The sequence below is a fragment of the Candidatus Saccharimonadales bacterium genome, from assembly GCA_035758565.1.
Classification (GTDB): Bacteria; Patescibacteriota; Saccharimonadia; order Saccharimonadales; family UBA10212; genus DASTXL01.
In genome coordinates this window covers 124,061-151,013 of record DASTXL010000001.1, presented here as the reverse complement: position 1 = coordinate 151,013, position 26,953 = coordinate 124,061, and the positions used below count along the sequence as shown (strand labels likewise).

General features: G+C 48.5%; 29 protein-coding genes. 5 read left to right on the top strand and 24 right to left on the bottom strand.

Annotation, left to right across the window (positions count from 1 at the left end; all coding sequences use genetic code 11):
- Nucleotides 1-434: 434 nt before the first annotated feature.
- The 8 genes from dnaE to gatC all read right to left on the bottom strand — a co-directional run bounded on the left by dnaE (nucleotide 435) and on the right by gatC (nucleotide 9,387).
- Nucleotides 435-4,061, bottom strand: a complete 3,627-nt coding sequence (gene dnaE, locus VFT49_00855) for a DNA polymerase III subunit alpha (GenBank protein HEU5004620.1) — start codon at nucleotides 4,059-4,061, stop codon at nucleotides 435-437.
- Between the two features lie 191 nt (nucleotides 4,062-4,252).
- The gene (locus VFT49_00850; GenBank protein HEU5004619.1) at nucleotides 4,253-4,663 is read right to left on the bottom strand and encodes a YtxH domain-containing protein; all 411 of its coding nucleotides are present in this window, start codon (nucleotides 4,661-4,663) and stop codon (nucleotides 4,253-4,255) included.
- A 12-nt stretch (nucleotides 4,664-4,675) separates the two neighbouring features.
- Entirely contained in the window at nucleotides 4,676-4,933 is a 258-nt protein-coding gene (locus tag VFT49_00845; GenBank protein ID HEU5004618.1) for a hypothetical protein, read from the bottom strand.
- A 15-nt stretch (nucleotides 4,934-4,948) separates the two neighbouring features.
- Nucleotides 4,949-5,842, bottom strand: coding sequence for a sugar phosphate nucleotidyltransferase (locus VFT49_00840; protein HEU5004617.1), 894 nt, complete (start codon nucleotides 5,840-5,842; stop codon nucleotides 4,949-4,951).
- Between the two features lies 1 nt (nucleotide 5,843).
- Nucleotides 5,844-7,271, bottom strand: coding sequence for an Asp-tRNA(Asn)/Glu-tRNA(Gln) amidotransferase subunit GatB (gene gatB, locus VFT49_00835; GenBank protein HEU5004616.1), 1,428 nt, complete (start codon nucleotides 7,269-7,271; stop codon nucleotides 5,844-5,846).
- Nucleotides 7,272-7,679 carry a hypothetical protein gene (locus VFT49_00830; protein HEU5004615.1) on the bottom strand — a complete coding sequence of 136 codons (408 nt, stop codon included), beginning with the start codon at nucleotides 7,677-7,679 and terminating at the stop codon, nucleotides 7,272-7,274. It abuts the gene before it with no gap.
- Complete coding sequence (gene gatA, locus VFT49_00825) at nucleotides 7,680-9,095, bottom strand: Asp-tRNA(Asn)/Glu-tRNA(Gln) amidotransferase subunit GatA (GenBank protein ID HEU5004614.1); 1,416 nt, start codon at nucleotides 9,093-9,095, stop codon at nucleotides 7,680-7,682.
- Nucleotide 9,096: 1 nt separating this feature from the next.
- Nucleotides 9,097-9,387: an Asp-tRNA(Asn)/Glu-tRNA(Gln) amidotransferase subunit GatC gene (gene gatC, locus VFT49_00820; GenBank protein HEU5004613.1), complete on the bottom strand. Its 291-nt coding sequence runs from the start codon at nucleotides 9,385-9,387 to the stop codon at nucleotides 9,097-9,099.
- Between the two features lie 174 nt (nucleotides 9,388-9,561).
- Here gatC and VFT49_00815 point away from each other — a divergent pair, with 174 nt between their 5' ends.
- From VFT49_00815 to VFT49_00800, 4 genes are all read left to right on the top strand, one after another.
- On the top strand, nucleotides 9,562-9,948 hold the full coding sequence (locus VFT49_00815) for a hypothetical protein (GenBank protein HEU5004612.1): 387 nt from the start codon (nucleotides 9,562-9,564) through the stop codon (nucleotides 9,946-9,948).
- Nucleotides 9,949-10,193: 245 nt separating this feature from the next.
- Nucleotides 10,194-10,382, top strand: coding sequence for a hypothetical protein (locus VFT49_00810; GenBank protein ID HEU5004611.1), 189 nt, complete (start codon nucleotides 10,194-10,196; stop codon nucleotides 10,380-10,382).
- 24 nt (nucleotides 10,383-10,406) lie between these two features.
- Nucleotides 10,407-10,742, top strand: a complete 336-nt coding sequence (locus VFT49_00805; protein HEU5004610.1) for a hypothetical protein — start codon at nucleotides 10,407-10,409, stop codon at nucleotides 10,740-10,742.
- A 39-nt stretch (nucleotides 10,743-10,781) separates the two neighbouring features.
- Complete coding sequence (locus VFT49_00800; protein HEU5004609.1) at nucleotides 10,782-11,072, top strand: hypothetical protein; 291 nt, start codon at nucleotides 10,782-10,784, stop codon at nucleotides 11,070-11,072.
- 77 nt (nucleotides 11,073-11,149) lie between these two features.
- Here VFT49_00800 and uvrB read toward each other — a convergent pair whose 3' ends face one another.
- The 8 genes from uvrB to VFT49_00760 form a co-directional block, all read right to left on the bottom strand.
- The gene (gene uvrB / locus VFT49_00795) at nucleotides 11,150-13,111 is read right to left on the bottom strand and encodes an excinuclease ABC subunit UvrB (protein HEU5004608.1); all 1,962 of its coding nucleotides are present in this window, start codon (nucleotides 13,109-13,111) and stop codon (nucleotides 11,150-11,152) included.
- Nucleotides 13,112-13,135: 24 nt separating this feature from the next.
- The gene (locus VFT49_00790) at nucleotides 13,136-14,239 is read right to left on the bottom strand and encodes a hypothetical protein (protein ID HEU5004607.1); all 1,104 of its coding nucleotides are present in this window, start codon (nucleotides 14,237-14,239) and stop codon (nucleotides 13,136-13,138) included.
- A 40-nt stretch (nucleotides 14,240-14,279) separates the two neighbouring features.
- Nucleotides 14,280-14,849 (bottom strand): hypothetical protein, encoded by a 570-nt coding sequence (locus VFT49_00785; protein ID HEU5004606.1) that lies wholly within the window; start codon nucleotides 14,847-14,849, stop codon nucleotides 14,280-14,282.
- Nucleotide 14,850: 1 nt separating this feature from the next.
- Nucleotides 14,851-15,879 carry a hypothetical protein gene (locus tag VFT49_00780; GenBank protein HEU5004605.1) on the bottom strand — a complete coding sequence of 343 codons (1,029 nt, stop codon included), beginning with the start codon at nucleotides 15,877-15,879 and terminating at the stop codon, nucleotides 14,851-14,853.
- 2 nt (nucleotides 15,880-15,881) lie between these two features.
- Complete coding sequence (locus VFT49_00775) at nucleotides 15,882-16,889, bottom strand: carbohydrate kinase family protein (protein HEU5004604.1); 1,008 nt, start codon at nucleotides 16,887-16,889, stop codon at nucleotides 15,882-15,884.
- A 74-nt stretch (nucleotides 16,890-16,963) separates the two neighbouring features.
- Nucleotides 16,964-17,875: a class II fructose-bisphosphate aldolase gene (locus VFT49_00770; GenBank protein HEU5004603.1), complete on the bottom strand. Its 912-nt coding sequence runs from the start codon at nucleotides 17,873-17,875 to the stop codon at nucleotides 16,964-16,966.
- 9 nt (nucleotides 17,876-17,884) lie between these two features.
- Nucleotides 17,885-18,865, bottom strand: a complete 981-nt coding sequence (locus VFT49_00765; GenBank protein HEU5004602.1) for a transketolase C-terminal domain-containing protein — start codon at nucleotides 18,863-18,865, stop codon at nucleotides 17,885-17,887.
- Entirely contained in the window at nucleotides 18,865-19,740 is an 876-nt protein-coding gene (locus VFT49_00760) for a transketolase (GenBank protein ID HEU5004601.1), read from the bottom strand. The genes VFT49_00765 and VFT49_00760 overlap by 1 nt, the downstream gene beginning before the upstream one ends.
- A gap of 172 nt (nucleotides 19,741-19,912) precedes the next feature.
- Here VFT49_00760 and VFT49_00755 point away from each other — a divergent pair, with 172 nt between their 5' ends.
- Entirely contained in the window at nucleotides 19,913-20,623 is a 711-nt protein-coding gene (locus VFT49_00755; protein ID HEU5004600.1) for a hypothetical protein, read from the top strand.
- Here the strand turns inward: VFT49_00755 and VFT49_00750 are convergent, their stop codons facing one another.
- The 8 genes from VFT49_00750 to VFT49_00715 all read right to left on the bottom strand — a co-directional run bounded on the left by VFT49_00750 (nucleotide 20,624) and on the right by VFT49_00715 (nucleotide 26,927).
- The gene (locus VFT49_00750; protein ID HEU5004599.1) at nucleotides 20,624-21,271 is read right to left on the bottom strand and encodes a hypothetical protein; all 648 of its coding nucleotides are present in this window, start codon (nucleotides 21,269-21,271) and stop codon (nucleotides 20,624-20,626) included. It lies immediately after the preceding gene.
- A 121-nt stretch (nucleotides 21,272-21,392) separates the two neighbouring features.
- Nucleotides 21,393-21,884 carry an RpiB/LacA/LacB family sugar-phosphate isomerase gene (locus tag VFT49_00745; GenBank protein HEU5004598.1) on the bottom strand — a complete coding sequence of 164 codons (492 nt, stop codon included), beginning with the start codon at nucleotides 21,882-21,884 and terminating at the stop codon, nucleotides 21,393-21,395.
- Nucleotides 21,885-21,894: 10 nt separating this feature from the next.
- Nucleotides 21,895-23,253 (bottom strand): type I glyceraldehyde-3-phosphate dehydrogenase, encoded by a 1,359-nt coding sequence (gene gap / locus VFT49_00740; protein HEU5004597.1) that lies wholly within the window; start codon nucleotides 23,251-23,253, stop codon nucleotides 21,895-21,897.
- An 87-nt stretch (nucleotides 23,254-23,340) separates the two neighbouring features.
- Nucleotides 23,341-23,871 (bottom strand): inorganic diphosphatase, encoded by a 531-nt coding sequence (locus VFT49_00735; protein HEU5004596.1) that lies wholly within the window; start codon nucleotides 23,869-23,871, stop codon nucleotides 23,341-23,343.
- Nucleotides 23,872-23,903: 32 nt separating this feature from the next.
- Entirely contained in the window at nucleotides 23,904-24,881 is a 978-nt protein-coding gene (locus tag VFT49_00730) for an FAD-dependent oxidoreductase (protein ID HEU5004595.1), read from the bottom strand.
- 11 nt (nucleotides 24,882-24,892) lie between these two features.
- Nucleotides 24,893-25,420, bottom strand: a complete 528-nt coding sequence (locus VFT49_00725) for a hypothetical protein (GenBank protein ID HEU5004594.1) — start codon at nucleotides 25,418-25,420, stop codon at nucleotides 24,893-24,895.
- Between the two features lie 137 nt (nucleotides 25,421-25,557).
- Nucleotides 25,558-25,806, bottom strand: a complete 249-nt coding sequence (locus tag VFT49_00720; protein HEU5004593.1) for a glutaredoxin family protein — start codon at nucleotides 25,804-25,806, stop codon at nucleotides 25,558-25,560.
- Between the two features lie 500 nt (nucleotides 25,807-26,306).
- Entirely contained in the window at nucleotides 26,307-26,927 is a 621-nt protein-coding gene (locus tag VFT49_00715; protein HEU5004592.1) for an FKBP-type peptidyl-prolyl cis-trans isomerase, read from the bottom strand.
- Nucleotides 26,928-26,953 lie beyond the last annotated feature (26 nt).

Genomic DNA, 26,953 nt, shown 5'->3' with positions numbered 1-26,953 from the left:
TCGTCAAACACTTCAAGACTCTAAAGACAGACTGTTTTACATCACTTGGGCAAGTCGTCTCCACATGCCCGACCTTAGCTGCAATCCTCATCAGTTTCCTCAAGCCTGGATTAGCTGCACAGCTCCAAGCTAAACGTTATGCTATCGATGCAGCGGTGGGCCCGGGCATCGGCTTGAACAGATGAAGATAAACTAAATTGGCAGGATTAAAGCCGCAACTGTGCCGAGCCTATTCTTTGAAGAATAGGAGGTGAGGCCGCTTGCCGTTGTTGCGGCGCCTGCCAATTTAGTTTATCTTCAATCCAGCTTCAAACGTAGCCCGGTGGTTTTGGTTACTTTGGCCGAACCAAAGTAACGTAATATTTGGTTCTTTGGAAAAGAACATGCTGCACTGCTTTTGGGCCAAAATAAAACCTAGTTCTTAAGAAAAAAGGTTATCGGACCACTACGTTCGTAGAGCCGAAGATGGCGGCCAGGTCGCGCAAACATTGCTCGTTAATATCAATGGTTTGCGGTAATTTTATAATTTGTTTGTTATCTTGCGGGCCGGTGACCAGCACGACTTCGGTTCGGCCTTTGTGGCCATCCAGCTTTTCTTTAAGCGACATCAAAAGTTCCTGATTCTTGCTGTCTTCTAATCGCAAATAGAGACGTTGGCGGCTGATTACCACCGGATCGGAGCCAGTCCGCGCCGCTCTTACAGGCTTGTCTTTGAGATTATAGTTGAAGGATTTTTTGTCCTTGGCAAAAGCCGCCGCATCTTCTGGCGACAAAGCCACAGCATCATCAACCAGGATTTTTACTTCTGATCCACGGTCGGAAGCTCGGCCGCCGCCAACCTTGCCGCGAGCCAGAATAACTTTATCGCGTTGCCATATATCAACGCTCTTTAAATAAGTTTTAGGAAACAGCACGAGTTCGATTTCGCCGCTGATGTCTTCGAGTTTAACAAAGGCCATCTTGGACCCGTTTTTGGTAGTAATTTCTCGTATATCGCTCACAAAGCCGCCCACTGTCACGCTCAGTCCGTCCATGCCTTCGAATATTTCTTTGACGGGCGTCGCCTTTGACTCGAGAATCTCCTGATAAGCCTCCAGCGGGTTGCGACTCAAATAAAGCCCAAGCAGTTCGCGCTCCCAACCAAGTTGTTCGTGGGCCGAAGCAACAGGCCCCGATGTATCGAGCGTTAGCTTCAGAGCCATTTCACTGACCACATCCGACTCGCCAAACAAATCCACCTGACCACTGGCAGCATCTTTTTGAATCTTGTTAGATAAATTCAAGATATTTTCTAGGTTGTTATAAAGCACGCCGCGGTCGCCAAAACTATCAAACGCGCCAGCTTTAACTAAACTTTCCAAAGCTTTGCGATTACAAATCCGCGCGTTAACATGCTTGCAAAAATCTTCCAGCGAATTAAAACGACCGCCATTGGCCTCGCGAGCCCGCAAAATTTCTTCTACGGCGCCGTGGCCAACGTTCTTAATTGCGTCTAAGCCAAAACGAACTTGTTCTTTGGCCTTAACCACGGCAAATTCGTGGAAAGATTCATTAATATCTGGCGGCAGAACATTAATGCCCATGTGTTTGCACTCTGTGATTTCTATGGCTAAACGATCGGTATCGTCGTAGTCGCTAGTCATTAAGGCCGCCATGAAAGCTGCCGGATAATGCGATTTAAGATAGGCGGTTTGGTAGGCGATCAAGGCGTAGCAAGCGGCGTGGGATTTATTAAAACAGTAAGCCGCAAAATCTTCTAGCTGACCCCAGAACCTTTCCATTAATTTGCGCTCGGCACCAGAGGTTTTAACACCGCCCTCGATAAAGTCTTTTTTGAGCTTTTTCATGACTTCCGGAATCTTTTTACCGATAGCTTTGCGCATTGTGTCGGCTTGGCCACCGGTAAAACCGCACATTTCTTTAGATATTTGCATGACTTGTTCTTGGTAAACGATCACGCCGTAGGTGCTTTTAAGCGCCGGCTCCATGGCAGGATGCATGTATTCAATTTCTTTTTTGCCGGTTTTGCGTGATATAAAATCTTCGATCCACTGCATTGGCCCAGGACGATATAGAGCATTCATGGCTACCAAATCCTCAAAAACAGTAGGCTTTAGCTGCCTTAGGTAACGCTTCATGCCAGCAGATTCAAACTGGAATACACCGGTGGTATCACCGTTCTGGAATAGTTTAAAAGTTTTTGGATCGTCCATTGGAATAGACAAAATATCGATATCTTTGCCATAAACTTTTTTAACGATTCGAAGAGCGTTCTTAATAATTGTAAGGTTAGATAGACCCAAAAAATCCATTTTAAGTAGGCCGAGCTCCTCGATTGGACCCATTGAATACTGAGTGGCAAGAGAACCTTTCTGGGCTACTTCAAGCGGCGTGTATTTAACTATGTCTTCCGGAGCGATAACCACGCCCGCAGCGTGTACGCCGTGACTTCTAATAGTGCCTTCTAGTCGGGTAGCCAGGTCGAAGACTCTTGCTGATTGCTCGTTTTTTTCGTTCTCGGTTTTTAGGTCTGAATTTTCCGTGAGCGATGTGGTCAGTGGAATGTGACGGCCCTGGATTGGCGGCGGAATCATTTTGGCTAAACGATCAGCTTCCGCATAGGGGACCTGAAGCACGCGGGCCACATCTCGCACCGAGTTGCGAGCGGCCATTCGGCCGAAAGTTACAATGTTGGCTACCTGCTCGCGGCCGTATTTGTCTACGCAATATTCAATGACTTCTTCGCGCCTAGTATCCTGAATATCAATGTCCATATCCGGCATGCTAATGCGGTCAGGATTCAGAAAACGCTCGAACAGCAAATCAAATTCCAACGGATTTAGCTCAGTAATTCTTAAACCATAAGCCATTATCGAGCCAGCCGCACTGCCCCGTCCCGGACCAAACACGATGCCGCGGTCTTTGCCCCAGTTGATAAAATCCTGAACGATCAGGAAATATCCGTTGAAGCCCATGCTATCTACCACGCCCATTTCGTATTCGGCGCGCTCGATAATTTCTGGGCTTAATAATTTTTTGGCCTGCGTGATCGAAAGTTTAACTGCTTCATCTCGAGTTTTGCCGCCATAGCGCCAGGCAAGACCTTGCCAAATCAACTTATCCAGCATTTGTTTTTCGCTTTCGCCGTTGGGGGTTGGGAACTTTGGAATTAGTATTTCGCCGAGCTCAATATCAACCCGGCAACGATCGGCAATTTTTTTGCTGTTGGTTATTAAGTTGGGATCGATTTTTTCCCAACGTTCGATAATTTCTTTAGGGTCGGCAACATGCAAATGAAAGTCTTTAAGACTAAACCGGTTCTCGTCGGTTAAGAAAGCGCCCGTTTGAACACAGAGCAAAATCTCGTGCGCTTCCTGGTCTTCGTGATTTAAATAGTGAGCGTCGCATGTTAGAACCGCCGGAATATCTAATTCTTTGGAGAGCTTTAATAAGTCGTTGTTAACCCTGTCTTGCTCGGCCCAGCTCGACGGATGCTCCGGATGGCCATGGTCCATGATCTCAATGTAATAACGATCGCCAAAAACTTTTTTATACCATTCGGCGGTTTTTTTAGCTTGGTCGTACTGGCCCTCACGAAGGGCATCGCTGACTTCACCGCCAATGCAGCCAGATAAGACAATTAAGCCTGCGTTATATTTCTCTATTAAGTCATGGTCGATTCTTGGCTTATAATAAAAGCCTTCCAGGTTGGCTATACTCGATAGTCGCATTAGGTTTTGATAGCCTTCGTTATTCATAGCCAGCAATGTTAGGTGAAAATACTGGCGATCTTTGCCTGGATCTTTGTCTTTATAAGTTCGCGGCGCCACATAGGCTTCCATGCCAATGATTGGCTTAATCTCACCCGCATTCGCGGCTTTATAAAACTCAATTACGCCGCTCATGGTGCCGTGGTCGGTCATAGCAACGGCTTCCATGCCCATTTCTTTGACTCGGTCAATCAAAGCCGGTACTTTGGTTAACCCATCGAGCAAAGAATATTGAGTGTGATTGTGCAAATGCACATAATCAGATGGTTTTAGTTTTACCCTCTCGGACATCTTAAGTTAATTATACAAAAACTTAAGCCCTTTACGGTTGCTCAGCACCCTAAATTACAACGCCACAAATAAGAGAATGAAAGAGTTAGCTGGATGCAAAATATGGGCAGAAGCGAGGTGCGCAAACGAACTGTATTCTACATACAGAGAGTGCGCACCGCAGCTTATAACCGTATTTGGCGCCAGATAGACTAGCTTTTAAGGAATTTGGAAAGATTCTTCTGAGCTTGACGGGCCTGCTTCACGGCTTTGTTAAGCTCTGGATCGTCAGCTTCGCCGGCTTTTAAGGCCTTGAGCACCATTTTAGCCTTGTTCTGGGCGTCTTTAGCGCGGATTACTGCCTCGTTAAATTCATCACGGGCTTGGGAACTCAAAGCCACCGTTTTGGCCTGAGCTTTTTTAAGAGTATCCCCTAATTCTGCTTGGGCAGCCTGCAGTTGTTCGGCGGCGTCGCTTTTAAAATCATTAACTTTAGCTTGTAAATCATCCCGCGTATCTTTGCCGCTTTTAGGGGCTGTCAAAACACCGGCTAAATATCCGCCTATGCCGGCGACTGCCGCGCCAAGGGCAATTTTTCGACCAGTTTTAGGATCTTTACGCATTCTCATGAGAGTCTAGCCTTTCTTTTTAAAGCCGGCCGTCTGTTCGACGATCTTGCCGATTAATTTAATAACCGCGATGGGCGAGCTGGCGCGTTCAAACGCACTGGCTGCTGATTCTACAGTATCGGCCACGCTCTCAGCGCGCGCCGTAATTCTTTTTACTTGTTTAAGCACGCTGATAAAGTAGCCGAGGGCCACGATCAGAAAAACCAAAAAAACGGACAGAACCGAACTAACAATTATTAGTAAGACTAGGGCTGCTGTATTCATAAGCCAAGTATAACGCTACAGTGTCAAGTGGCGCAAATAGTCGGCAAAGTCATCTTTGATATCATCGTGCATTAGCGCAAAGTCGACAACCGTTTTAAGGTACTCGAGCTTATTGCCGGTGTCGTAATACGTGCCGTCGATTTCGCATGCATAAACGTCCAGACCATCATCCATCATACGCTGCACCGACGGCTGAAAAATTAATTCATGCTTGGGCTCCAGCTTCTCTAAATCCTGTTTTATGTAGTCAAAGATTTTTGAATCAAAAACGTAACCGCTCAGACTGGCTAAATTGGATGGCGAGGACTCCCGGCTACCGGGTTTTTCTATGATTCTTTCCATCCGCAACAACTGGCCCTGCCTCTCGCTGCCGCCCACAAAGGCGTAGCGTTTATAGTCTTCTTCGTGTTTGGCCGGCAAACAAGCAAAAATTGCCGAAGCTTTGGTCTGATCGTAGGCCCTCACTAATTGCGAAAATCTCGGCGGGCTGGACAATATGAAATCGTCACCCCATGTATAAATAAAAGGTTCGCCGCCAATCAAATGTTCAGCATTCAAAAGCGGCGTAGCATTGCCGTATGGACCTTTTTGGCGCACATAAACAAAGTTCGCGAGGTTGGCAATTTTTTTGATTTGATCTAAAAGCTCGTCTTTGCCGCCGTTTTTAAGATTGCTAACAAGGTCTTGGCTGGGATTATCAAAATGATCTTCAATCGCCCGTTTGGAATAGCCGGTAACGACTATGATGTCTTCGATTCCGGCGTTTACGAGTTCTTCGACTACATACTGAATGATCGGTTTATCTACGACTGGCAGCATTTCTTTGGGCATCGCTTTGGTCTGCGGCAAAAAACGTGTGCCGAAGCCGGCGGCTGCGATAACCGCTTTTCTAATTGGTTTTTGCGCCATTTTATACCCCCAGTTGTTTTTTGATTATTGCCTGAGCTAAACCCGGATTGGCTTGGCCTTTGGATTTTGCCATGACCTGGCCGACCAAAAAGCTGATAGCTTTCATTTCGCCATTCTTAACATCATTGGCGGCTTTTTCGTTTTCGGCAATGACTTGTTTAACAATTTCTTCAATCGCCCCTTCATCCGAAACCTGAATTAGTTTCTTTTCTTTTGCAATTAGCTCAGGATCATTTTTAGAGATAAGCATCTCATCGAAAATTTCCTTAGTGGCCGTAGAGCTTAATAGTCCGTCTTCTGCCATCTGGCATAATTTAACAAGGTTCTTGATGCTTATGTCGACTTTTGCGTCAGTATTGTCCGGCTCTTCGGGTTGTGGGCGTAAAAGCAAGAACGCTATCCGTCTGCCGAATTTTGCATTCAACTTGCCATCGTAGCGATATACAAGGTCGACATTTCTAGCTACGTCGGGAATAGCAACAATATCTTCAGTTGCTTTCTTATCAATTCCAATATCGCTCAGCGTTTTTCTGTAATAGCTTGGCAGATCGGGCATGTCTTTTCTGATATTTTCAATGAATTCATCGCTAAGTTCGGTTGGGGGGATGTCCGGTTCGGGCATGTAGCGATAATCTTCGGCTTCTTCTTTGCTGCGCTGGCTGGTTGTAACTTGCTTATCTTCGTCCCAGCCGCGGGTTTCCTGCACAACCTTTTCGCCATTTTCTAAAAGTTCAGTCTGCCTTTTAATTTCGTACTCAATCGCCGCCTCTACACTACGGAAACTATTCAGGTTTTTAACTTCCGCGCGGATTCCGGGTTTGCTGGGATCTTTGCTAACGCTGACATTCACGTCAAAACGCATGTGGCCGAGGTACAGGTCGCAATCAGAAACGTCTGCATATTTCATAAGTAAATAAAGTTCGCGTACGTAAGCTTTAGCGTCAGCGGCACTATGAATGTCCGGCTCGCTGACAATTTCTAGCAGCGGCGTACCAGCGCGGTTCAAATCCACCAAGCTATAATCAGCACTGGCCGGGTGAGTGTTTTTGCCGGCATCTTCTTCCAGGTGCGCCCTGGTGATGCCGATCTTTTTGCCGTCCGGCAATTCTACATGGCCGCCGATAATAATTGGGTTTTCATACTGAGTAATTTGATAGCCTTTGGGCAAATCCGGATAAAAATAATGCTTGCGTTCAAACTTAGAGAATTTCTGCGGAGTAGTATTTAGTGCAAAAGCGGCTCGGCAAGCAAGCTCCAAAGCTTTTTCGTTCAAAACCGGCAAAGCGCCAGGCATACCGACATCAATGTGGCTAATCAAAGTATTTGGCGCCGCGTCTCGAGCATCATTGCCCACAGCCGAAAACATCTTGGTTTTGGTCTTTAGCTGAACGTGCGTTTCGATTCCGATTGTCGGCAAGTAATCACTCATCTAAAGTACTCCCAGATCTTTAAGGCAGGCACGGAAACCAGCCAATGCATTTTGAGCTTCATTTTTTCTGAGCTTAACGTCCGGTTCATGTACCAAGCGATTGCGCAATTTATGCGCGTACCAAACAGAGTCGTTGTCTTTAATGTCGCGCTGAGCTGCAACAAGCCGCTCCCCAGTGGTTTTGCCTTTGTAATGTTTTTTGCGTAAGGCTTCGTCTAACAATTTATCCGCGTCAATTACGGCTAATACCATGCCTTCCGGCGTTCTGACGCGAGTTAAAAGTTCAACCCATTTTTCCTGGAAATACTTTTCTCCGGACGGGCCGAAGCGGCGCTTTCCAATCGTGGCTACTAACATCAGGACCAAAACACCAAAAACGATTATGCCAAGCAGAAAAATAACAGTCATCTATAGCTCCTCGAACCCTTTTGCCGCTGATAATAATTCTGCATCATGACGGCGGTCGGCTATCATCTGCAGACCAACCGGCAAACCATCAACCTTGCCGGCCGGCACGCTGATAGCTGGGTTGCCGGTAATATTGGCAGCTACGGTCATGATATCAGTTAAGTACATTTGCAATGGGTCAGCGGTTTTTTCGCCAATTTTAAAAGCAGTCATAGGTGCTGTCGGCCCAACCAAAAAATCAAATTTCGCGAACGCCTCATCCATTTCTTTGATAATTTTTGTCCGCACCGTTTGCGCTTTCTTATAATAGGCGTCGTAATAGCCAGAGCTCAACACATAAGCGCCAATCATAATACGACGCTTTGCTTCCGTGCCAAAACCCTCTTCGCGCGCCAGCTCGTAACTTTCGTTTAAATCTCTAGCTTTGTCGGCAAAATAGCCGTAGCGCTGGCCGTCGTAGCGGGCCAAATTAGACGAAACTTCAGCCGGACAAATAATATAATAAACCGCGAGCGCCAACGGCAAACTTGGCAAGCTAATCTCACTGATCTCGACGCCTGCGGAACGAAGCTTTTCAATAGCCTGGTCTACAACGCGCTTAACATCGCCTTCTAGGCCTTCAAAATACTCTTTGACAACGCCAACTTTTTTGCCCTTGAAACTAGCTGGCCCGGCGACATAAGTATCTTGGCGATCAATCGTAGTGCTATCTAGCTCGTCTTTGCCAGCCATCACATCAAGCACCAACGCCACGTCATCTACGTTACTCCCAATTGGCCCGATTACATCTGTGCTGCTAGCCATGGCAATCACACCGCTACGGCTGACTAAACCATAGGTCGGTTTATAGCCAACGCTGCCGGTAAAGCTGGCTGGCAAGCGAATGGAGCCGCCAGTATCGGTGCCGAGCGCAAAAGGCGCCATACCGAGCACAACCGCCGCCGCCGAACCGCCACTACTGCCGCCCGGCACACGGGTTTTATCGTGCGGATTCAAAGTGGTAAAGAAATCACTGTTTTCGGTAGAACTGCCGTGAGCAAAAGCGTCCAGGTTGGCTTTAGCCACACAAATGGCGCCTTCGGCCTCTAGTTTATTGATCGCCGTAGCCTGGTATGGTGCTTCAAAGGGTTTAAGAATATTACTTGCAGCTGTAGTTTTACCGCCGAATACCAAGAAATTATCCTTGGCAATAAATGGTACACCTGCCAGTTTGCCTGGGTTTTTGCCGCTGGCTACCATATGATCTATCTCGTGCGCGCGTTCGCGTGCGCGGTCTTCTAGTGTACTGATTATGGCTTTATACTCTTCGTTTTCTTTAATGGCAGTTAGTGATTTTTCAATTAGATCGATAGCTTTAGTTTCGCCTTTTTGCACAGACGCGACTATATCCGCTATTTTTGGCCAAGAATTTGGCATTTTATAAAACTCTCTTTACTTTGAACTGATTGTCTTGAATGGCCGGAGCATTAGACAACAATGTTTCAATTTTATAGCCGTAATCTTTGACTTCGTCTTTTCTAGTGACGTTCTTCAAACCCGTTACTTGATAGGTTGGCGCTAAGTCCGCAACGTCCACTTCATCTAATTGTTCAACGTAGCTAAGTATTCCTGATAACTCGCTACGAAACTTTTCTATTTCTTCTTCAGATAACTTCAGCCTGCTTAAATGCGCCAATTTCAAGACGTCTTCTCGGGTAAGTTTGCTCATAATCTTCTTTAAATTATAACAAACAAGCGTGGTAAATATCACTGTTATATTTCTGGTTGAACGGTGCTAAGATTTAATGCGTCATAGGGCTAACTTTAGGCAAGTGGGCTTCTTTATGACTGGCAGAGTAGTCAAACATCTTAAGAAGGGGGGTAGGCTGTGTCTAAGCACTGCATGCCGCTCGAGCGCGTGGACGACTTCACTCGCTGGTACGGGCTGCGGAGGTCCGTCGTCGGGCACTTCCACTTCAAGAAGGACGAGATCGTCGTTCAGCGCACCGGCTCTGGCAAGCTCGAGCTGACCTGCGGTGGCGCACCGATTCGGCTCGAGGAGCTCGACAGCTACGTGCGCGAGTTCATCGCGACGCTGTTCGCCAACCAGTCGGTCAAGAGACTCGCCTTGAGCAAGACGCAGTTCGCGCTCGAGGTCAACGAGCTCAACGCCTGGGGCAACATCGAGCAGCCAGCGATGGAACTCGCCGACAGGATGTATCTCGAGAGGAAGGTGTTCCTCTCGACTCGTCCCAAGCAGACAAGCATCGCGCTGCCGGCGACGGCGTAGACCTTCCCGAAGACCGGCGCGCTCAAGAGCGAGCGCGCCGGTCTTACCGGTCTTTAGATTTTTAGCTAAGGGAAACTTTGGCACTCAAGAAGCGACTACTCTGCCCTCTTCCCTGGTATTCCTATTTTTATAAAAATTGTATAATTTGCTTTATCGTGCTCCCAAAGGCGTCAAGCTACCGCTCCGCTACGGAGCCGACGCAACTTGAGGAGCAAATCTAGATCCACCTTCGGAAGGAGGTGAAGATGGAGTCTGACGATTGGGGCGTACTGAGCGTCGCAGTTCCGGCGGGAATCGTCGTAGGAGTGCCCTTGTCTGCGATCTTCGCGGCATTGCACTACATCTTCGGGTGGCCGCACAACCTGATGGAAGCCTGCGGCCTTTCGTTCGCGGTTCCGTTCGCCATCGTGCTCATTCTGGGCACCGGTGAATGAACCCTGACTCACCTTGGGAAGGAGGTGAAAGCAGTGAAACTCCTAGGCGCAAGATGGTTCGTCTTCGCCGGGCTGTTCGTTCTGGCCGCAGAAGTCACCGTCTCGTACGGCCTTTTCCGGCTATCGTGGTGGGCTGTCCCCGCCTTCTGGGCGATCATTGGCGTCGTGGTCCTTGTCTCGGGCCACATGGTCGACAAAGCTGGCGCTCGAATGCCACGCGTCGACAACGTGCAGGACGCCCTTTGGCTGTTCGCCGTGGTCGTCATTGCGTTCGCGGTCATCGTCGTCATCGGCGCCATGTGGATCGTCAGCACGATCGAGCGCCGAGGCGACAGCCATGCCCCGGTCCTCACCGGCTAGCCCCGAGCAAATCGACTCGTCTCGAAAGGAGGTGAAAACATGCAACAGCATCAGAAAGATCTTCTGATTAGCGTCTTCGCCGCCGTGCTCATTACTGGCGTCGAAGCGGCAGCGTTCTTCTGGGGCGGTCACGGATGGCAGATCGCCGGTGCGGTCTGGTACATCTGCGGGGTGGTGGCATTCTTTGCTGCCATGCTGACGAACCTTCCTGACCGTTCTCGCGCCCAGGACTGGAGTGGGTCGCTCATGGCCTACGTCCTCGGCGTGATCGGGCTTGCCTTCATGCCCATACGAGGGTGGAAGTTCTACAAGGCCGTAAAAGCGGCGTAGACCTTCAGGGGTTGGGGTGGGAGTCAGTATTGGCGACTCTCACCCCCGCAGCAAGCGCTCCTCAAGTTACAAAAACTTTATAATTTGCTTTTGACTTCTTCGATTAGGTCGCGCAGTTCGGCGGCTTTTTCGAATTCTAGGTTGGCCGCCGCCAGATCCATTTGGGCCGTTAGATCTTTGACCAAATGTTTATATTCGTCTTTAGGGATTTTGCGCAGATCAACTTTGGGCGCTTCCTCTTTGGCCGACCGCGGCAAATAACCTTCAGTAATCTCACGCTGGATGCCGCGCGGCGTAATGCCGTGCTCGTTATTGTATTTATTTTGAATCTCGCGGCGACGGGATGTTTCATCAATCGTACGCTTCATGCTACCGGTTATGTTATCGGCGTACATAATCACCCGGCCTTCTTCGTGGCGGGCGGCGCGGCCAACTGTCTGGATTAAGGCTTGCTCACTACGCAAAAAACCTTCTTTGTCGGCATCCAAGATAGCTACTAGGGATACTTCTGGCAAGTCCAGGCCTTCACGCAACAAGTTAATACCGACCAGCACGTCGTAAACACCCAGTCGCAAGTCGCGAAGAATATCGGTGCGTTCCAACGTGTCGATTTCGGAGTGAATGTAAGCAACTTTGATATTTAACTCTTGCAGATATTCGGCTAAGTCTTCGCTCATCCGCTTGGTCAGAGTGGTTACTAAGACGCGTTGGCCTTTTTCGGTTGTGCTGCGGATTTCGGCAATTAGATCATCTACCTGACCTTCTACCGGACGAACCTCTATAACTGGATCAAGCAGTCCTGTCGGGCGAATGATTTGCTGGGCCGGTTCAGGGCTGCGACTTAGCTCCCACTCAGCCGGAGTAGCGCTGACATAAACAACTTGATTCAAGTGGTGCTCGAATTCGCTGAACGTCAACGGCCGGTTATCGAGCGCGCTCGGCAGGCGGAAACCATACTCCACCAGCACTTCTTTGCGGGCACGATCGCCGTGATACATGCCGCGAACCTGCGGAATAGTCATGTGGCTTTCATCAATAATCATTAAATAGTCGTCCGGGAAATAGTCGAGCAAGGTAGCTGGCTGCTCGCCGGGCTCGCGGTTAGTTAAATAGCGGCTGTAATTTTCAATGCCCTTCACGAAGCCGGTTTGTTCGAGCATTTCGACGTCGAATTTAATGCGTTGCTCTAAGCGCTGGGCTTCGAGCAATTTGTTATTTTTCTTGAACCAAGCAATTCGCTCTTCGGCCTCGTGCTGGATTTTAACCAATGCCCTTTTGAGTTTTTCTTCTGGCGTTACATAGTGGCTACCCGGAAAGACGGTCAGCTCATCGAGATTAGCCTCGATTTCACCGGTAAGTGGATTAATTCGCGTAATTCTATCTAGTTCGTCGCCAAAAAATTCTACGCGGTAAGCCGCCTCTTCGCCGGCCGGGAAGATATCAACCACGTCGCCATGTACGCGGAAAGTGCTGCGGTGAAAATCTATATCGTTGCGGTTATATTGAATGTCGGTCAGCTGGCGCAGCATTTTATCGCGCAAGCGGCGTTCGCCACGCTTCAAGCGCAGGGCCATGTTATCGTAATCTTCCACTGAACCGATTCCATAAATACATGAAACCGATGCCACAATAATCACATCGCGGCGCGATAACAACGCTGCCGTAGCTGCATGTCGCAAACGGTCAATCTCTTCGTTAATATCACTGTCTTTTTCTATATAAACATCGGACCGGGGAATATAGGCTTCTGGCTGATAATAATCGAAGTAGCTAACAAAATAGTGCACGGCATTGTCCGGAAAGAATTGCCTAAATTCGTTATAAAGCTGTGCGGCCAACGTTTTGTTGTGGCTCAAAACCAGTGTCGGTTTTTGGGTATTCTGGATTAAATTAGCCATGCTAAAAGTTTTGCCAGAACCGGTCACGCCGAGCAACACCTGGTTTTTCTCACCAGCATTTAAACCTTCGGTTAACTTGGCAATAGCCGCCGGCTGGTCGCCCCGCGGCTCATAATCACTCTTTAAGCTGAACTTAGCCATCATTTAATTGTAACAAGAGTAGGCTTATTGGGGTATGACCTGAAGGTTGGGCAATAGTGCTTTGACTGCGTTGTTTGTTTGAGTTTCGACATTGCTCGAAGCTTGATTGTCACCGCAGGCGCTTTGGGCATGCTGGAAAAAATAGTAATAGTCGCCCGCATGGCCGTAATCAGACTTACTCAAGGTTGTGGCGTATTCTGCCGCAGTTTGACCCGAGGAAGTACCGTCGGCCAATCTCACGACATCCGTCGAGCGGTAGCGATCTATTGAGCCACCGTAGGTTTTATTCGCGCATTGAGCAGACGTTGCATCCAACTGAGTTGAGCTGAAAGTTCCTACCCACGGCAAGCTATCGCTGCTATTAAGGCTGTATTCGAGAGTTAAGTTGCCGCTGTATGGCGCGCGAACGCCCCACTGCGAAATCGTGAAATATTCAGTGGAGCTGGTCGAAGAACTGGAGCTAGATGTTTTGGACGAAGCACTTTGACTGGCTGAGCTTGATGCTCCGGAAATTTTTATTGAGTTAACGATTGACTCGAAGCCCGCTAGGTCTTGGCTGTCGCTCCAATTTTCGTAAGGCGAATCATGATAGTAGTTCTCCCGGAAGGTTAGGCTGATACTAAAGCTGCCAGAAGTAATTATGTACGTATCGTCCGTGTACTTTTCGGCAGCAGATGGCCCGGTAAAAACCAGCTTGTCGAGGATTGCCTGCTGCCCATTGATAGTTAATTCTTTGATCGTGTGGAATTTATCGGCTCTGGCCTTATCGTTCGGGATGGCATCGGCTGCGCCAAATTGGATGTTCAGTTGGTTTTTTTGATTATGCGGCGGCAGCAGGGTGAATGGCCGGCTTTGTTTCGAATAATCCGGCGTAGGTACCGGACTGTCGGTGCCAGCCGGATCGATATACTTAAATTCCCAGTCGTTTGAGTACTTAAGGCTGAACGCCCCGGCCGAGTCGGTGTAGGTAGCTATCGACGAAGTTGACGCCTGATCTGAAGTTGCAGCAGGCTTATTTTTAGAATTTTCGTTGTGCCATACTAGATAGATACCAACACCGATAACGATAACGTAAAGAAATATAATAACAGATTCTACGAATGCAAATCCTGTTTGTTTTGTTTTCATAAGCAGAGTGTAAGCTTAAGCACTTAAAAGCACAAGTAGCCTACTCATATAGATTTCTGTAGGGTTTATGGAGCTCATCGAGTATTTTAGTCAACTTAGCCACCAAGCTATCTGGATCATCGTCAAAGACAATCAAGTCAGGATTAGCGTTTGGCAGAAGTTTCATCAAGCCTTCGAGCTGTTCGCCAATGCCGCCAGCGCCGGTCAAAATTCCAATTGGCGTATGCGTCTCGGCGGCAATCGTGAATTCGTGCAAGGTGCCAAGCCGTCCGCCGACACTGACTACGGCATCGGATGAATTAATGAGCAAAGCATCGCGGCCGGAATAGTGCAGGCCTGTATACAAGATGCAGTCATAGGCTTTGATGGGCAGCCGATACTTCATAACGTGCTCGACTTTAGTGCTAGCCGGGCTGATGCCCAAACTCATCTTGCCACCGGCGGCCTTGTAGCCTTCGGCTGAATCGTTAGGTAGCCCAGTGGTGGCACCCGTCATCAAACTATGACCAGCACGGGCAATGGCTTCGCCAGCAGAATGAGCCAGCTTTTTGCCCTGCTCTACGCTTTGGCCCTTAGCCGCTCCAGAAACACAAAATTGATACTTACCCACCTTAAGCCTCAACCAATTCTGGCACCAAATCAATCGCCGGTTTAAACGCTTTGGTAACTTCTTGGCTGGCGGCAGCTGCCGATACTGGCAATTCTTCAACATATTGGCGATAGCGGTTCATTAGCCCTGCCCAAAAAAGATGGTGACCATTGCTGCGCAGACGGTCTTGGTAATTCGCGCCAACAAGATGGTTATGCGATACGTCTTTAAAATTGAGCGAAACCGGCTCGCCGTCATTAAACATTAGCAAGTGCTCGGCGCCCAGCCACCAGCTAAGTGCTGGATGCGCCCTATGTAAATTGTGGCTCAAACGATTTTCGCTCAGACTTTCTAAGCCGTCTATTAACAGCAGTGCCATTGTTAACGTAGGAGCATTGCCAACTTTAGGATTCAGAGCTATAGAACCTACCGCTCCGTTTGCTAACACTTTGAAGGCGTTCTCTGTTCCAGGAATTTTATCTGGCAAAGCAACCGTCTTTAGAGGCTTGAGTTCATAGCTGGTCGAACTAAGTCTGGCGAGCTTGGCCTCAACTTTTTTATGCCAAGTTGAAACTTCTAGCAAATCGGCGCTTACAAAAATAGCGGCAATATCTTCGCGCTTAAGCAAAGAGTCTACGGAACGATAATGCAAAGTTTTCATCAATTTTTTAGGCGGATTTTGCTTAATTAGATTCTTGGCCGCGGAGTTTTTCAGAGTCCAGACTTCTTTAAGATCAACGCTGTGATAAACAAGCTCGGCAGCTTTTTGCGCCCGTTCAGCAAATGAGGTTTGGGCATTAACTCCTAGCGCGCGGTCCACGCTAGCCGCATCCTTTTCATAGCGGGCTTGCAAAGCGTAATAAAGCTCTTCGCCGGTTGTATCATCTGGGTCTAAGCCGAGTTGTGCAACTTTGGCCCTTAGTGCTTGGGTGGTTTCTGATAGGTGCCTGACGTCCTCGCTCGGGAAACCGCTGCGCTCTTCTAGCTCGGCTACGATATCCTTAAACTCTTGCTCGTCTTTACCGGCAAGGGTTGCCAGCAAGTCGCTCATGGCTAGAACTTCTCCGGATGGTAATTGCGCGGAGCAATTCTTAAGTAATGCTCTAGTTCGTGTTCGGTCAAAAGCCCAGCTTGAGCGCCGACTTTCTGGACTACGCTCATGCTATTAACGGGCGCCCAAAGTAGTGCGCCTTCAATATCGGCGCCTTTTAGGATGGCAGCCACAAAGGTACTGGTAAAAGCATCGCCGGCACCGGTTCTATCATATGGTGGCTTGATATCGGGATAAATTGGCATCTTCAAACGCTTAACGCCATCGCTGGCATAAGCGCCGGCGTGGCCGTCGCTGATTACCACGATTTTGGGCCCGAGGGCATGCAGTCTATCTAACAAGTCGTGAACATTGCCGTGGTCGCCGCCGGTAATGGTGGTGGCCTCTTCTCTATTTACGGCTATGAGTTCGCTGTGTTCGTAAATTTTCTTTAGACGATGCGCGCCGGCCTCAATCTGGAAAGTACCCGGCTGAAAAGCCATTTTTACGGAAGGGTGGTATTCTAGCCAAGCAGCGATTTGGTCGTGGTATTCCATAGCGTGCTCGCTGATGGAGCTAAAATAAATCCAACGTGGTATATCGCTAATTCTGAAAGTCGGCCATTGGTAGTCGTACTCTTCGTGTTTAATTAAAATTGTGCGCTCATCTTTATACCAAAGCACGTAGTGATAGTTGCTTTTCTTGCCATGGTTTATATGAACAAAACGGGAATCTACTCCGGCTTTATGCAGGGCGTCTAAAATAGTGCGGCCACGGTCGTCGTCGCCAATGTTGGCCACCAAGCCGCTTTTTAGCCCGAGTTTGGCAAAAGCTACCGACGCATTACTGGCATTGCCCACCGCTGGCACCACCTCGTTATGATCGAACGGGATTTTGGTCCCAAACGGAATGGCCAGCCACTCGCTGCCGTCTTTTGTGTGTTCTACTTTTTCTTCTTTGTCTAGCAGGCGGATAAAGTCATCAATTACGACGTCGCCCACCGATAATACGTCTAGTTCTGATTGCGCCATTAAAATATTTTTCTTTCTATTACGCTCACGCTTAACTACCTAAATTGTACCACAAAACTGCTTATGCCAAGAGGTTAGGGTCGGGCGTGGCCAGTGCTGTTGAAATCATCGATCTTTGACAGCACGACTTTTTCGACTTCGTCTATAACTTCGCCCATTAATTTAACAACCGCAAATTCAGTCTTGTTTTCAGCCAACACCTTTTCTAGGGTCTCGCGGTAAGCCATGCGCATATCGGTATTTATATTTATTTTGGTAACACCAATTTTTACAGCCTCTATAAAATAATGTCCAGGCGTGCCGCTGCCGCCGTGCAAAGAAATATTGCAATCAAGTGCCTCGCAAATTCGCTTTAAAAGCTCCAGATCGAGTTTTTTGGGCACCGGGTAATGGCCGTGCAGGTTGCCAACTGCTGCCGCAAAAGTGTCCACACCAGTCTCGTCCACAAAGGCCTTTGCGCCTTCTGGGGTTGAGAAAGTTTTCTTGATCTCTGCATAATCGAATTTTTTGGTGAAAACGTTGCTACCACCACCGAAATAGTGCGGTTCGGCCTCTACCAAAGCGCCCGTAAATTTAGCAGCTTGCACTACTTGCTTGGTGCCGGCAATTATTTCTTCGTCGCTAGCGTCGTGCTTGGCTTGAGATATGTCAATGTGAATGCACTCAAATCCAGCCATAACGCCAGCAATCGCAGCTTCGACGCTTGGGCTATGATCGAGGTTTACGTACATCTCGATGTTATATTCGCGTTTGTAGTTATCGACTAGGTCACGAATATTATCGAGCCCCATGGCCTCGACTTCGCCATGGCTGACCTCTACTAAAACCGGAGCCTTCTTTTTGGCGGCTGCCCGAGAAACAGCTATCAAAGTCTCTTGGTTGTCTAGATTGAAGGCGCCCAAAGCAAAGTGTTCGCGGCGAGCTCGGGCAAATGTATTACGGGCCTTCTGGCAGTTATCACGTATTTCGTTAAGCGTAAGCGGCATTTCTTCCTCCTAATGTTTGTGCCCGTTATGATCTGATAGAAAATGTTGGGTAGCTTGAGTGATATGTTTGGCGGTCAGGCCAAAGTGCTCTAGCAATTCTTCTGGTTTGCCCGATTCGCCAAAACGGTCTCGCATACCCATTCTTATCATTGGCGTTGGCAGATTTTCGCTCAAAAGTTCTGCCACCGCCCCACCCAAGCCGCCATTGATCTGGGCTTCTTCGATTGTAATAACATGTCCGGTTTTGGCGGCACTTTCTAGGATGGTTTTGCCGTCTAAAGGCTTAATGGTGGCAACATGAATAACTTCGGCCTTTATTTTATGCTCGGCCAATAAATCGGCGGCTTCCATAGCTTGATAGGTCATGGTGCCGGTGGCTACGAGCGTGACGTCTTTGCCCGGCCAAAAAACTTGGGCTTTACCAATTTCGAAAGGCGTCTTTTCGGTGGTAAACACCGGAGTGGCTTCTCGGGCCAACCGCATGTAATTAGGCCGTTTATCACTCACCATAGCTAGCGTGGCTTTGTAGGCCTCCACGCTGTCACACGGCGCAATAACTACCATGTTTGGCAGGGCACGCATAAGAGCCAGGTCTTCAAGCATTTGGTGCGTAGCGCCATCCGGCCCCACACTGACACCGGCGTGTGATCCAATGATTTTCACCGGTCGGTCGTTCAAGCAAATAGTGGTGCGGATCTGCTCCCAGTTACGCCCAGGGCTAAAAGCAGCATAGCTCGAGACAAAAGGAATTTTGCCGGCTGCCGCCAACCCGGAGCCAACGGTTACTAAGTTTTGCTCGGCCACGCCAATTTCTATGAATCTTGAAGAAAAGGCTTCGGCAAAAAAGTGCATGTTGGTTGATTCGGTCAGATCGGCACAGGCTGCAACTACGTTATCCCAGCGCTTGCCGGCCTCGGCCAGGCCTAGGCCGAAGCCTTTACGAATTGGTTCACTTTTTAGCTCGCCGGCCGCTAAATGCATATCCGTCATTATTGGTGCTCCGATCTGATTTTGCCGCCCAGAGTTCTAAGCTCGGCCAAAGCTTTCTTGGCTTGTTCGTGGTTGGGCGCAATACCGTGCCAATGAAAATCTTGTTCCATAAAATCAACGCCTTTGCCAGGAACCGTGTGCGCTAGAATCGCAACCGGTTTTTCGGTGATGGCTTTGGCGGTCTGCAGAGCTTCGATCACGGCGCCGATGTCGTTACCATTAACTTCCATAACGTGCCAGCCAAAACTAGACCATTTGCCGTGCAGGTCTTCGAGCGGCATTACGTTTTCGGTGGTACCATCGATCTGAATGTTATTGCGATCAACAATTACCGTGATGTTGCTGAGCTTGTATTTGCCGGCCAGCATGGCGGCCTCCCAAATGTTGCCCTCATCCAGCTCGCCATCGCCAGTCGTCACATAAACGTGACGATGAGTTTGATTATCCATACGCATTGCGAGCGCTATACCGCAAGCTTGACTTAAACCACTGCCCAAGGGCCCGCTGGTAGTCTCTAGTCCAGGCAAACGAACTCTTTCCGGATGACCTTGCAATCGGCTGCCAAATTGTCGCAGAGTTAGAAGTTCTTGCTTAGGAAAATAGCCGGCCTCGGCCATGGCCGCATAGCGGACCGGCACAGTATGTCCGTTAGATTGCAGCAAAATATCTCGGTCGGCCCAATCTGGATTCTTCGGATTATGCACCAACATATAAAAATAAAGGGCCGTAAAGATATCGGCCTGGCCAAGGGAGCCCGCCGAGTGGCCGCTGCCAGCGTGCTCTAGCATCCTAATAATATTAACGCGGATGCGGTTGGCGGTTTCTTCTAATTCTATTAGTTTTTCTGGTGCCACACCCATCCCGTTAGAACTCAAAAAGCCTCCAAAGTTAATTGCGCGTCTTGAAGCAAGCACTGATTTTCAAACGATAACCAGAGGCTGGAAATTAAGTGAGTTCTAACGGGACTCATACTGCTTAAGATTATACACCTATTTCAAAGAGGGTAGATATTTACATATATGTCATATTATTATAAGATATATTTTTATGAGCGCTCCCGAGTTAAAACCCCTTAACGAATTTGAACCAAGCTACTGGTTCCCGCTGTCTTCGGCAAATGCCGAGTATAGCAGAAGAACCCCTGGGGAAGTTTTGAGGCGCTACCGGAAAAAGGCAGAAGACATCGCTAAGGTGTTTGAGATAAGGGCCGCCAAGCCCAAGCAGCCCATTAAAGAACTACTTTACGGAGAGGTGTTTGATTTAGCGGAGTTACCCGTTGAAACCTTTATTAAGTTCGGTCGAGAAAGGCTGACGGTAGCCACTCACGCCAATTTGGCCATCGCTAGCGAGGCCGCAGAAAAAGGCGTTTTCTCTAGAGGTGGTTTGGTGGGCATTCAATATTCTCCCAAGCCCGACCACGAATACTATCCAGAAGAGGGACTGCACGCCGTCTCTCGCTTCGAACGACAAGAAGGTTTGGGCGTAATACTTTACGACGATTGGGGTAGACCGGCAGTATTTGGAGTCCGCCCGGTGAAAGAACGAATCAATACGGGCATGTCCCGACCGTTCGGCGTTGGCTTTCATTCGAACGTGCAGGAAACTCTAAAATATGAATTTGAAGATTTACGATTGCCTACCAATAAGCCTGCGGTTATAGGAATTACGTCTCAAAGTGTTACTAAAACCGGCGAGGGCCTTAAAGAAGTAGAAGTTTGCCGGCTAGAACGAATAAGATACGTAGAGATTTTTGGCTAATTAGGTGGTGCCGGTTTCTTCGGCGATTCTAAGCAGCGAGCTATAGGCATGTTCTGGATTTTCGGCTGTTTGGATAAAACCGCCAACATTTACTACATCAACGCCGCCAAAGACTATCTGCGAGATATTCTGAGTATTGGCTCCTCCGTCCCAACCAATTTCTAGACTCGGTTTCTTGGATCTCAGCATATTCACTTTGGTTAGCAAATTAAGGTTGGCCTGACTGCCGCCCTGGTAGCCAAGATTGCCCGAAAAAATCAGCACGTGATCTATAAGTTCAAGCGCGCCATAAATTTCTTCCGGAGAAGTTTTGGGCAGCAAAGCTACGCCCACAGATACGCCATGACTTCTGCAAAGTTCTGCAAGTTCTTCAAAGTTGCCGTCGGCTTCGGCGTGTATGATTATTAAACTAGGCTTGTGCTTAAGGATTTCTTTGGCGGCTGGCAAAGGATTCTGAAACATTACATGAAAGTCTGCCTTAATACCCACCGGCCACCAGGCTTCTGCCGGCTGAACGGTTTGGCTAGGCGCAAATTTTCCATCCGTTAAATCAATGTGAATACGGTGGGCAAAGCTCGCCACCTTTTCCATTTGTTTATGGTACTCATCTAAATCCTCGGCGGTAATTGTCGGACAAATCCAGGGCATCAGGCGCGGCCTCCGGCCGCTACCTTAGGTTTTAGGGTATAGGGACTAGGGGTTAGGCAGCTCTGGTTTTCTAGACCCTTTACCCTAGACCCTAGGCCCTGATGATTCGCAAAGCTAATCATCATTGTTTGTCCAGTTTTTCGATTCGGCGAACATGACGCTCTTCGTTCGCATAAGGTGTTTCTAGCCAAAGCTTAACAACTTGCTTCATATCTTCTAAGGTTAGGTAAGAAGCCGCCAAGCTGAGCATGTTGGCATGGTTGTGCTCGCGACTTTTCTTGATGATCTCATACGGGTCGTGGCTGACCTGCCCACTGGCGTCAACGATATTTTTCGCTACGGCCGTTCCGTAAAAAACAGCGCAGCGCACACCTTTTACGCGGTTAGCGGCCATGGCTTCGCCCTGCCCGCTACGACCTAAGATAATGCCGGCTTCGCACTCACCGCCCGCCACGGCTTTGGCAGCCGGGAAGATAAAATCCGGGTAATCATCGCTCGGATCGAGCTTGGTCGGCCCAAAATTCGTATAAACGTGCCCTAGGCTCTCTAGAAAACCCTGAAGATCCTTGAGCTGTTCAAAGCCAGCGTGATCTGTAGCTAGGGCGATATTCATGCTATTTGCCTTAGAATTGTCGAAAACCGTCAATCGAACCGTTAGGATTCGTCAATGGTTGAGCTGGCGCCTGGTTGGCTGCTGCTGGAGTCGGTGATTCCTGGACTGATGCCGCTGGGGTTGGAGCAGGAGCTGCGAAATCAGAAGCTGGAGTTGGCTGGAAGGGTTGCTCAGCTTGGGGTTGCATGGATTGCTGCGGAGCCGGCAGTAGCTCTTCTTTGGCTTCGGCTGGCGCCTCTAGCATTGGCTCGGCCGCTGGTGTTGGAGTTTCTGGATCTACCGGTGCTACCCCTGGCTGTGGTTGAGCGTCGGCTGGAGCTGCGACAGCAGCTGGTACTGGAGCACCGCCAGAATCACCGCCTTGCAGTAATTTGCCGACGTCGGCGGTAACCTCTACCAAGCGGTTAGAATAGCCCCATTCGTTGTCGTACCAGGCAACCACTTTAAGCAGATTGCCACCAACAACGTGGGTGAGCTTAAGATCAACAATTGCCGAGTGGCTGTTGCCAATAAAGTCGCTAGAAACTAGTTCTTCTTCGGTTACATCCAAAATACCTTGGTAAAACGGATCAGCCGCAGCTTTCTTGAAGACTTCGTTGACTTCATCAACCGTGACTTCTTTTTTAGTAACCACGACAAAGTCACTCAAGGATACGACAGGAGTTGGCACACGCACGCTCAAGCCACCGAACACGCCTTCAAGTGCTGGCATAGCTTTGGCGGCCGCAATGCTGGCACCAGTAGTGGTGGGCACAATATTTTCGGCCGCGTTGCGGGCCTCGCGCAAGTCTTTGGCCGGTGCGTCTTGCAGCTTTTGACTGGCGGTATAGCTGTGAACAGTGGTCATCATGGCTTTGTCGATACCAAAATGCTGTTCAAGTACGGCCATAACCGGCGTAATGCAGTTAGTGGTACAAGAGGCGTTGCTAATAACTTCGCCCGCCAGTTTTAATTTATCTTCGTTGACGCCCAGCACGATAGTAGTCGCGCCTTCGCCCTTGGCTGGCGCGCTCAAAACCACTTTTTTGGCGCCGGCAGCAATGTGGGCTTTGGCCTTCTCTGGATCAACAAAGAATCCAGTCGATTCTATAACAACTTCAACGCCCAGATCTTTCCATGGCAAGGCTGCTGGATCTTTTTCGGCTAGCACTCGAATCTTTTGACCATTAACAATTAAGTTTTGGTCGTCGTAGCCAACCTCGGCATCATAAGCACCATAGTTGCTGTCGTGTTTTAATAAATGCGCCAAGGTTTTGGTGTCGGTCAGGTCGTTAACGGCCACAATTTCTAGATCACTTCGGTCGTGCGCGATCTTAAAAGCGTTGCGTCCAATGCGGCCAAAGCCGTTAATTGCGATTTTTGTCTTCATGAATTAAATGCCCATCCTTTTAAGTTCAAATTTAAACTATGTCTTTATTGTAAAAGCATTAGGATTATGGTGCAAGTTTAGAGAAGTCTACTGGTTTTTGTAGCGCTCGATTGATTCGGCAATAATTTGCTTGGCAGCTTCAATATCGCCCCAGCCCAGAACTTTGGTGCTGCCTGGCTTCTTGAGGTCTTTGTAGTGTGTGAAATGATGAACGATTTGCTGCTTCCAGCGCTCGCCAAGGTCATCGAGACTTTTAATAGAGTCGTCGGTTTGACGATTGTCGGCTGGCACGACCACGACTTTATGGTCGGCTTCCCCGTCGTCTTCGAAATTTAAAACACCAATAACTTTGGCTTCCAGCCAAACGCCGGTTGGCAATGGTTCGTCAGTAACTACCAATGTGTCCAGTTCGTCACCATCCTCATCCAGCGTTTGCGGAATAAAACCGTAATTTACCGGTTTGGCAAAAATAATTGGTTCAACGCGGTCAACCATAAAACAAGCGCGCTTGCGATCCCACTCGATTTTGTTGGTCGAGCCTTTAGGAATTTCAATTACGGTATTTACTGTGCTGTTTTTATAATCACCAGAATCTAGAACTTGATTGAAATCAGCCATTTTTTCTCCTTGTTTCTAACAGATATTGTACACTAGTTGCCATACAGAGTCTGGACGGCGGTTTTTGATACTTTTTGATGGTTTTCTAGATATTCGCGGATCATTAATGCCGCCGTTGCGCCTTCGCCGGTGGCACTGGCAATCTGCAATGTCGCGCCGGAACGAACGTCGCCGGCGGCAAAAATACCCGGCACTTTGGTCATTAAATGCTGGTCAGTTTTAACAAAGTTAGCTTCATCTAGCTCCACGCCGGTGTCTTTTAGAAATTTAGTATTGGGATCTAAACCCACGAATACAAACACGCCGTCAGTTGGGAACTCTACTTTTTTGCCAGCGGTTTTATCGGTGCCGATAACTTTGGTGACTTTGCCGCCCTCGCCCACAATCTCGTCAGTTGTGGTATTAAAATGCACGGTAATTTTATCTTTGAACTTTTCTAAATCTTTTTGCAAAACGTCGCTAGCGCGGAATTTATCAGCCCGAACCAACATATCGATGTGGCTGGCAAACTTGGTTAGGAACATTGCTTCTTGAACAGCCGAATTGCCGCCGCCCACGGTTACGATTCGTTTATCGCGGTAGAAGGCGCCGTCGCAAGTAGCGCAGTAGTGCACGCCGCGAGCGTAATATTCGGCTTCGCCAGGCACACCAATCTGGCGGTACTCGCTGCCGGTGGCTATTAGCACGGCTTTGGCGGTAATTTCGCCGCTGGTAGTGTCTAGAATGTGATGGTTGTTTTCGCTCTTTATACCCATCACCTCGCCAAGCTCGATCTTAGCGCCAAAGCGCTCGGCTTGTTGGCGCATTTGTTCGGATAAGTCTAGGCCGGCGATTCCTTTGGCAAAGCCAGGGTAGTTATCTACCCAGTCGGTAATGGCGGCCAGCCCGCCAATGGCGCCCTTTTCGAATAATAAAGTGTCGATGTCTTCACGGCAGGTATAGATGGCCGCGGATAGAGCGGCTGGTCCGGCGCCGACTATAACGAGATCGTGAATTTTGTTGTCTTCCATATCAACCTATCTTACTTAAAAACAAACTCTTTAACCAGCTCGGTTAGCTCGGGCAAATCGTCGTAATCGTGCGTTTCGCCGGGCAATTCTACCATTTCAAAATTAGCCGGACCGTTTTCGGTCATATATTCTTTTAGCTCGGCAAACGAAGCGACCGGGTCGTCGCCGTTATGAATAAATAGTACCGGGCATTCCACTGCTGATAACCAGCGGGCAAAATCCAAGTTCTCGTTTTTGACCATAGCGAGCGCCGTACCAGCAAAGACGCATTTTTTAGGAGATATCAAGCCGTCGTAAATACTTTTAACGATCAGGATTGAGCCGGCAGACTTGGCGAACACTACATAGTCGCCAAGACCGGCGGCTTCCTTAGCGATTACCGGCTGCTCATCCGCTAGATTAATGTTCGGGCGACCCTCTAACCAGTGTTTGTAGTCGTGCACTTTTAGATGGTTGAACAAAGGCGAAAAAGCTTCGCCAACCCGGTGAATCCATTCCTGATTCCTCAAGCTGTTACCACCCAGCAATAACGCATTCATCTCGAACTCCTTAACTATATTCAAATTAAGCTTTAGGCGAGTGCAACGCAAGGAAGAGTTAAGCATTGCAACGAGCTTTATTTCAATACTGCTCGCGAAAAGCGCAGACTCTGACGCAGCATAGCGCCACAAAAAAGCTACGCAACCGCTGGGGCGAGCTTTTGTAAGTTATAACCAACTATCACAGCCTGACTGTCGTCTTGCTGAGTAACAATGGTGACTGGTACGGTCAACGCACCGCTCATGGCCAAGACTTCTTGCTGGCGCTCTGGATTGTCTTCCAGGTTTACTTCGTCGTAGGTTAGGCCCTTGCTTGCCAAATAGCGTTTGACCATTGGGCAGTAGCTGCAAGTGCTAGTTGTAAATACAGTGATGTTCTTAGGCATCCTTGATAACCCTCTCTAAATTAGTTTTTGTTTGGTGTTTTCCTAAACTCCTTATGTATTGTAGACCCGCTGGAAAATAGGCGTCAATACACTATATATTGTGCTTTTTACCTCAATCGAACCACAACGGCCACCCAACCGACTGGCAAAGCCAGCCGCTCTGATGGCCTTTTGGCACACTGCTGCGGCAACTCACTGCGAGGCTCACTCAAAGTACATCTTTGTACTTTTCGCTCGCTTCTCGTGGCCTTCTTGCATTGCGCTCAAATGTGGCACGATTAGCATTAACGGTGTAGTTACTGGGCGAGAAATATTATTTTCGGCACTCGAGAAAACCGATCGAGCAAAAAGTGAATCAAAAGCAGAAGCGAGGACTGTTTGATCCGCCAGCCAGCGGAGAGTTCCGCAGCTTCACTTTTGGTGAAGGTTGAGTGAGAATCGCGTTTTCGAATGTGCCAAGAGTTTTTGCATGCTTTTGTCGATACAAAAGTATGAGTAACCTATTTGATGCTAAGGAGTTTGACGACAAAAACCAGGTCGGTATTTGGAGGAATAGCAAAGTCGGCACACTTTTCTGGGTTATTTGGGTCCTGGGTTTTACATTGGCCGCTGGCACCGTAGCCTAAGTTTGATGGAATTACCAAACGACGCTCGCCGCCAACTTTCATGCCAATCAAGCCCTGATCCCAGCCCGGAATCACATAACCCTCGCCTACTAAGAACTGCAACGCGAGCGGCTGAGTATAATCTTCGTCGAATTTCACACCGGTATTGGCAATTGTGCCGTAATATTTCACCAGCAGACAATCACCCTTTGCGGCGGTCTGGCCGCTGCCTTTTTGAAGATCAGTGATCTGTAAGTTAGAGGTTTTGCCTGAGGTTTTATACACCGCCGGAGCAGACATTACCGCAGCGCTCTGGGCTCCGCTGAACGAGCAAGCCGTGGTGTTATTTGGCTGCGTGGTACTGTTGGCTGCTTGATTAGTATCGGTTTGGTGAGTGCTAGCGTAAAAAGCGTAAACCCCAACCCCTAAACCAGTAAAAATAAACAAGGCCGTTAAAAATAACCAGCCTGCGCGGCGTAATTTATCACCAAAATTATTAATATGCGGTCTCTTCATGCTCAATTTATTCTACAGAATATTCA

Coding starts and splice junctions, on each gene's coding strand:
- VFT49_00850 (HEU5004619.1), bottom strand. CDS start 4,663: ATGCGTAAAGATCCTAAAACTGGTCGAAAAATTGCCCTTGGCGCGGCA.
- VFT49_00815 (HEU5004612.1), top strand. CDS start 9,562: ATGCCGCTCGAGCGCGTGGACGACTTCACTCGCTGGTACGGGCTGCGG.
- VFT49_00800 (HEU5004609.1), top strand. CDS start 10,782: ATGCAACAGCATCAGAAAGATCTTCTGATTAGCGTCTTCGCCGCCGTG.
- gatB (HEU5004616.1), bottom strand. CDS start 7,271: ATGAGTGATTACTTGCCGACAATCGGAATCGAAACGCACGTTCAGCTA.
- gatC (HEU5004613.1), bottom strand. CDS start 9,387: ATGAGCAAACTTACCCGAGAAGACGTCTTGAAATTGGCGCATTTAAGC.
- VFT49_00745 (HEU5004598.1), bottom strand. CDS start 21,884: ATGAATATCGCCCTAGCTACAGATCACGCTGGCTTTGAACAGCTCAAG.
- VFT49_00770 (HEU5004603.1), bottom strand. CDS start 17,875: ATGCCGCTTACGCTTAACGAAATACGTGATAACTGCCAGAAGGCCCGT.
- VFT49_00780 (HEU5004605.1), bottom strand. CDS start 15,879: ATGAGCGACTTGCTGGCAACCCTTGCCGGTAAAGACGAGCAAGAGTTT.
- VFT49_00735 (HEU5004596.1), bottom strand. CDS start 23,871: ATGGCTGATTTCAATCAAGTTCTAGATTCTGGTGATTATAAAAACAGC.
- VFT49_00725 (HEU5004594.1), bottom strand. CDS start 25,420: ATGAATGCGTTATTGCTGGGTGGTAACAGCTTGAGGAATCAGGAATGG.
- dnaE (HEU5004620.1), bottom strand. CDS start 4,061: ATGTCCGAGAGGGTAAAACTAAAACCATCTGATTATGTGCATTTGCAC.
- VFT49_00845 (HEU5004618.1), bottom strand. CDS start 4,933: ATGAATACAGCAGCCCTAGTCTTACTAATAATTGTTAGTTCGGTTCTG.
- VFT49_00715 (HEU5004592.1), bottom strand. CDS start 26,927: ATGAAGAGACCGCATATTAATAATTTTGGTGATAAATTACGCCGCGCA.
- VFT49_00775 (HEU5004604.1), bottom strand. CDS start 16,889: ATGGCGCAATCAGAACTAGACGTATTATCGGTGGGCGACGTCGTAATT.
- VFT49_00720 (HEU5004593.1), bottom strand. CDS start 25,806: ATGCCTAAGAACATCACTGTATTTACAACTAGCACTTGCAGCTACTGC.
- VFT49_00750 (HEU5004599.1), bottom strand. CDS start 21,271: ATGCCCTGGATTTGTCCGACAATTACCGCCGAGGATTTAGATGAGTAC.
- VFT49_00765 (HEU5004602.1), bottom strand. CDS start 18,865: ATGACGGATATGCATTTAGCGGCCGGCGAGCTAAAAAGTGAACCAATT.
- VFT49_00810 (HEU5004611.1), top strand. CDS start 10,194: ATGGAGTCTGACGATTGGGGCGTACTGAGCGTCGCAGTTCCGGCGGGA.
- VFT49_00755 (HEU5004600.1), top strand. CDS start 19,913: ATGAGCGCTCCCGAGTTAAAACCCCTTAACGAATTTGAACCAAGCTAC.
- VFT49_00840 (HEU5004617.1), bottom strand. CDS start 5,842: ATGGCGCAAAAACCAATTAGAAAAGCGGTTATCGCAGCCGCCGGCTTC.
- uvrB (HEU5004608.1), bottom strand. CDS start 13,111: ATGGCTAAGTTCAGCTTAAAGAGTGATTATGAGCCGCGGGGCGACCAG.
- VFT49_00790 (HEU5004607.1), bottom strand. CDS start 14,239: ATGAAAACAAAACAAACAGGATTTGCATTCGTAGAATCTGTTATTATA.
- VFT49_00830 (HEU5004615.1), bottom strand. CDS start 7,679: ATGACTGTTATTTTTCTGCTTGGCATAATCGTTTTTGGTGTTTTGGTC.
- gatA (HEU5004614.1), bottom strand. CDS start 9,095: ATGCCAAATTCTTGGCCAAAAATAGCGGATATAGTCGCGTCTGTGCAA.
- VFT49_00730 (HEU5004595.1), bottom strand. CDS start 24,881: ATGGAAGACAACAAAATTCACGATCTCGTTATAGTCGGCGCCGGACCA.
- gap (HEU5004597.1), bottom strand. CDS start 23,253: ATGAAGACAAAAATCGCAATTAACGGCTTTGGCCGCATTGGACGCAAC.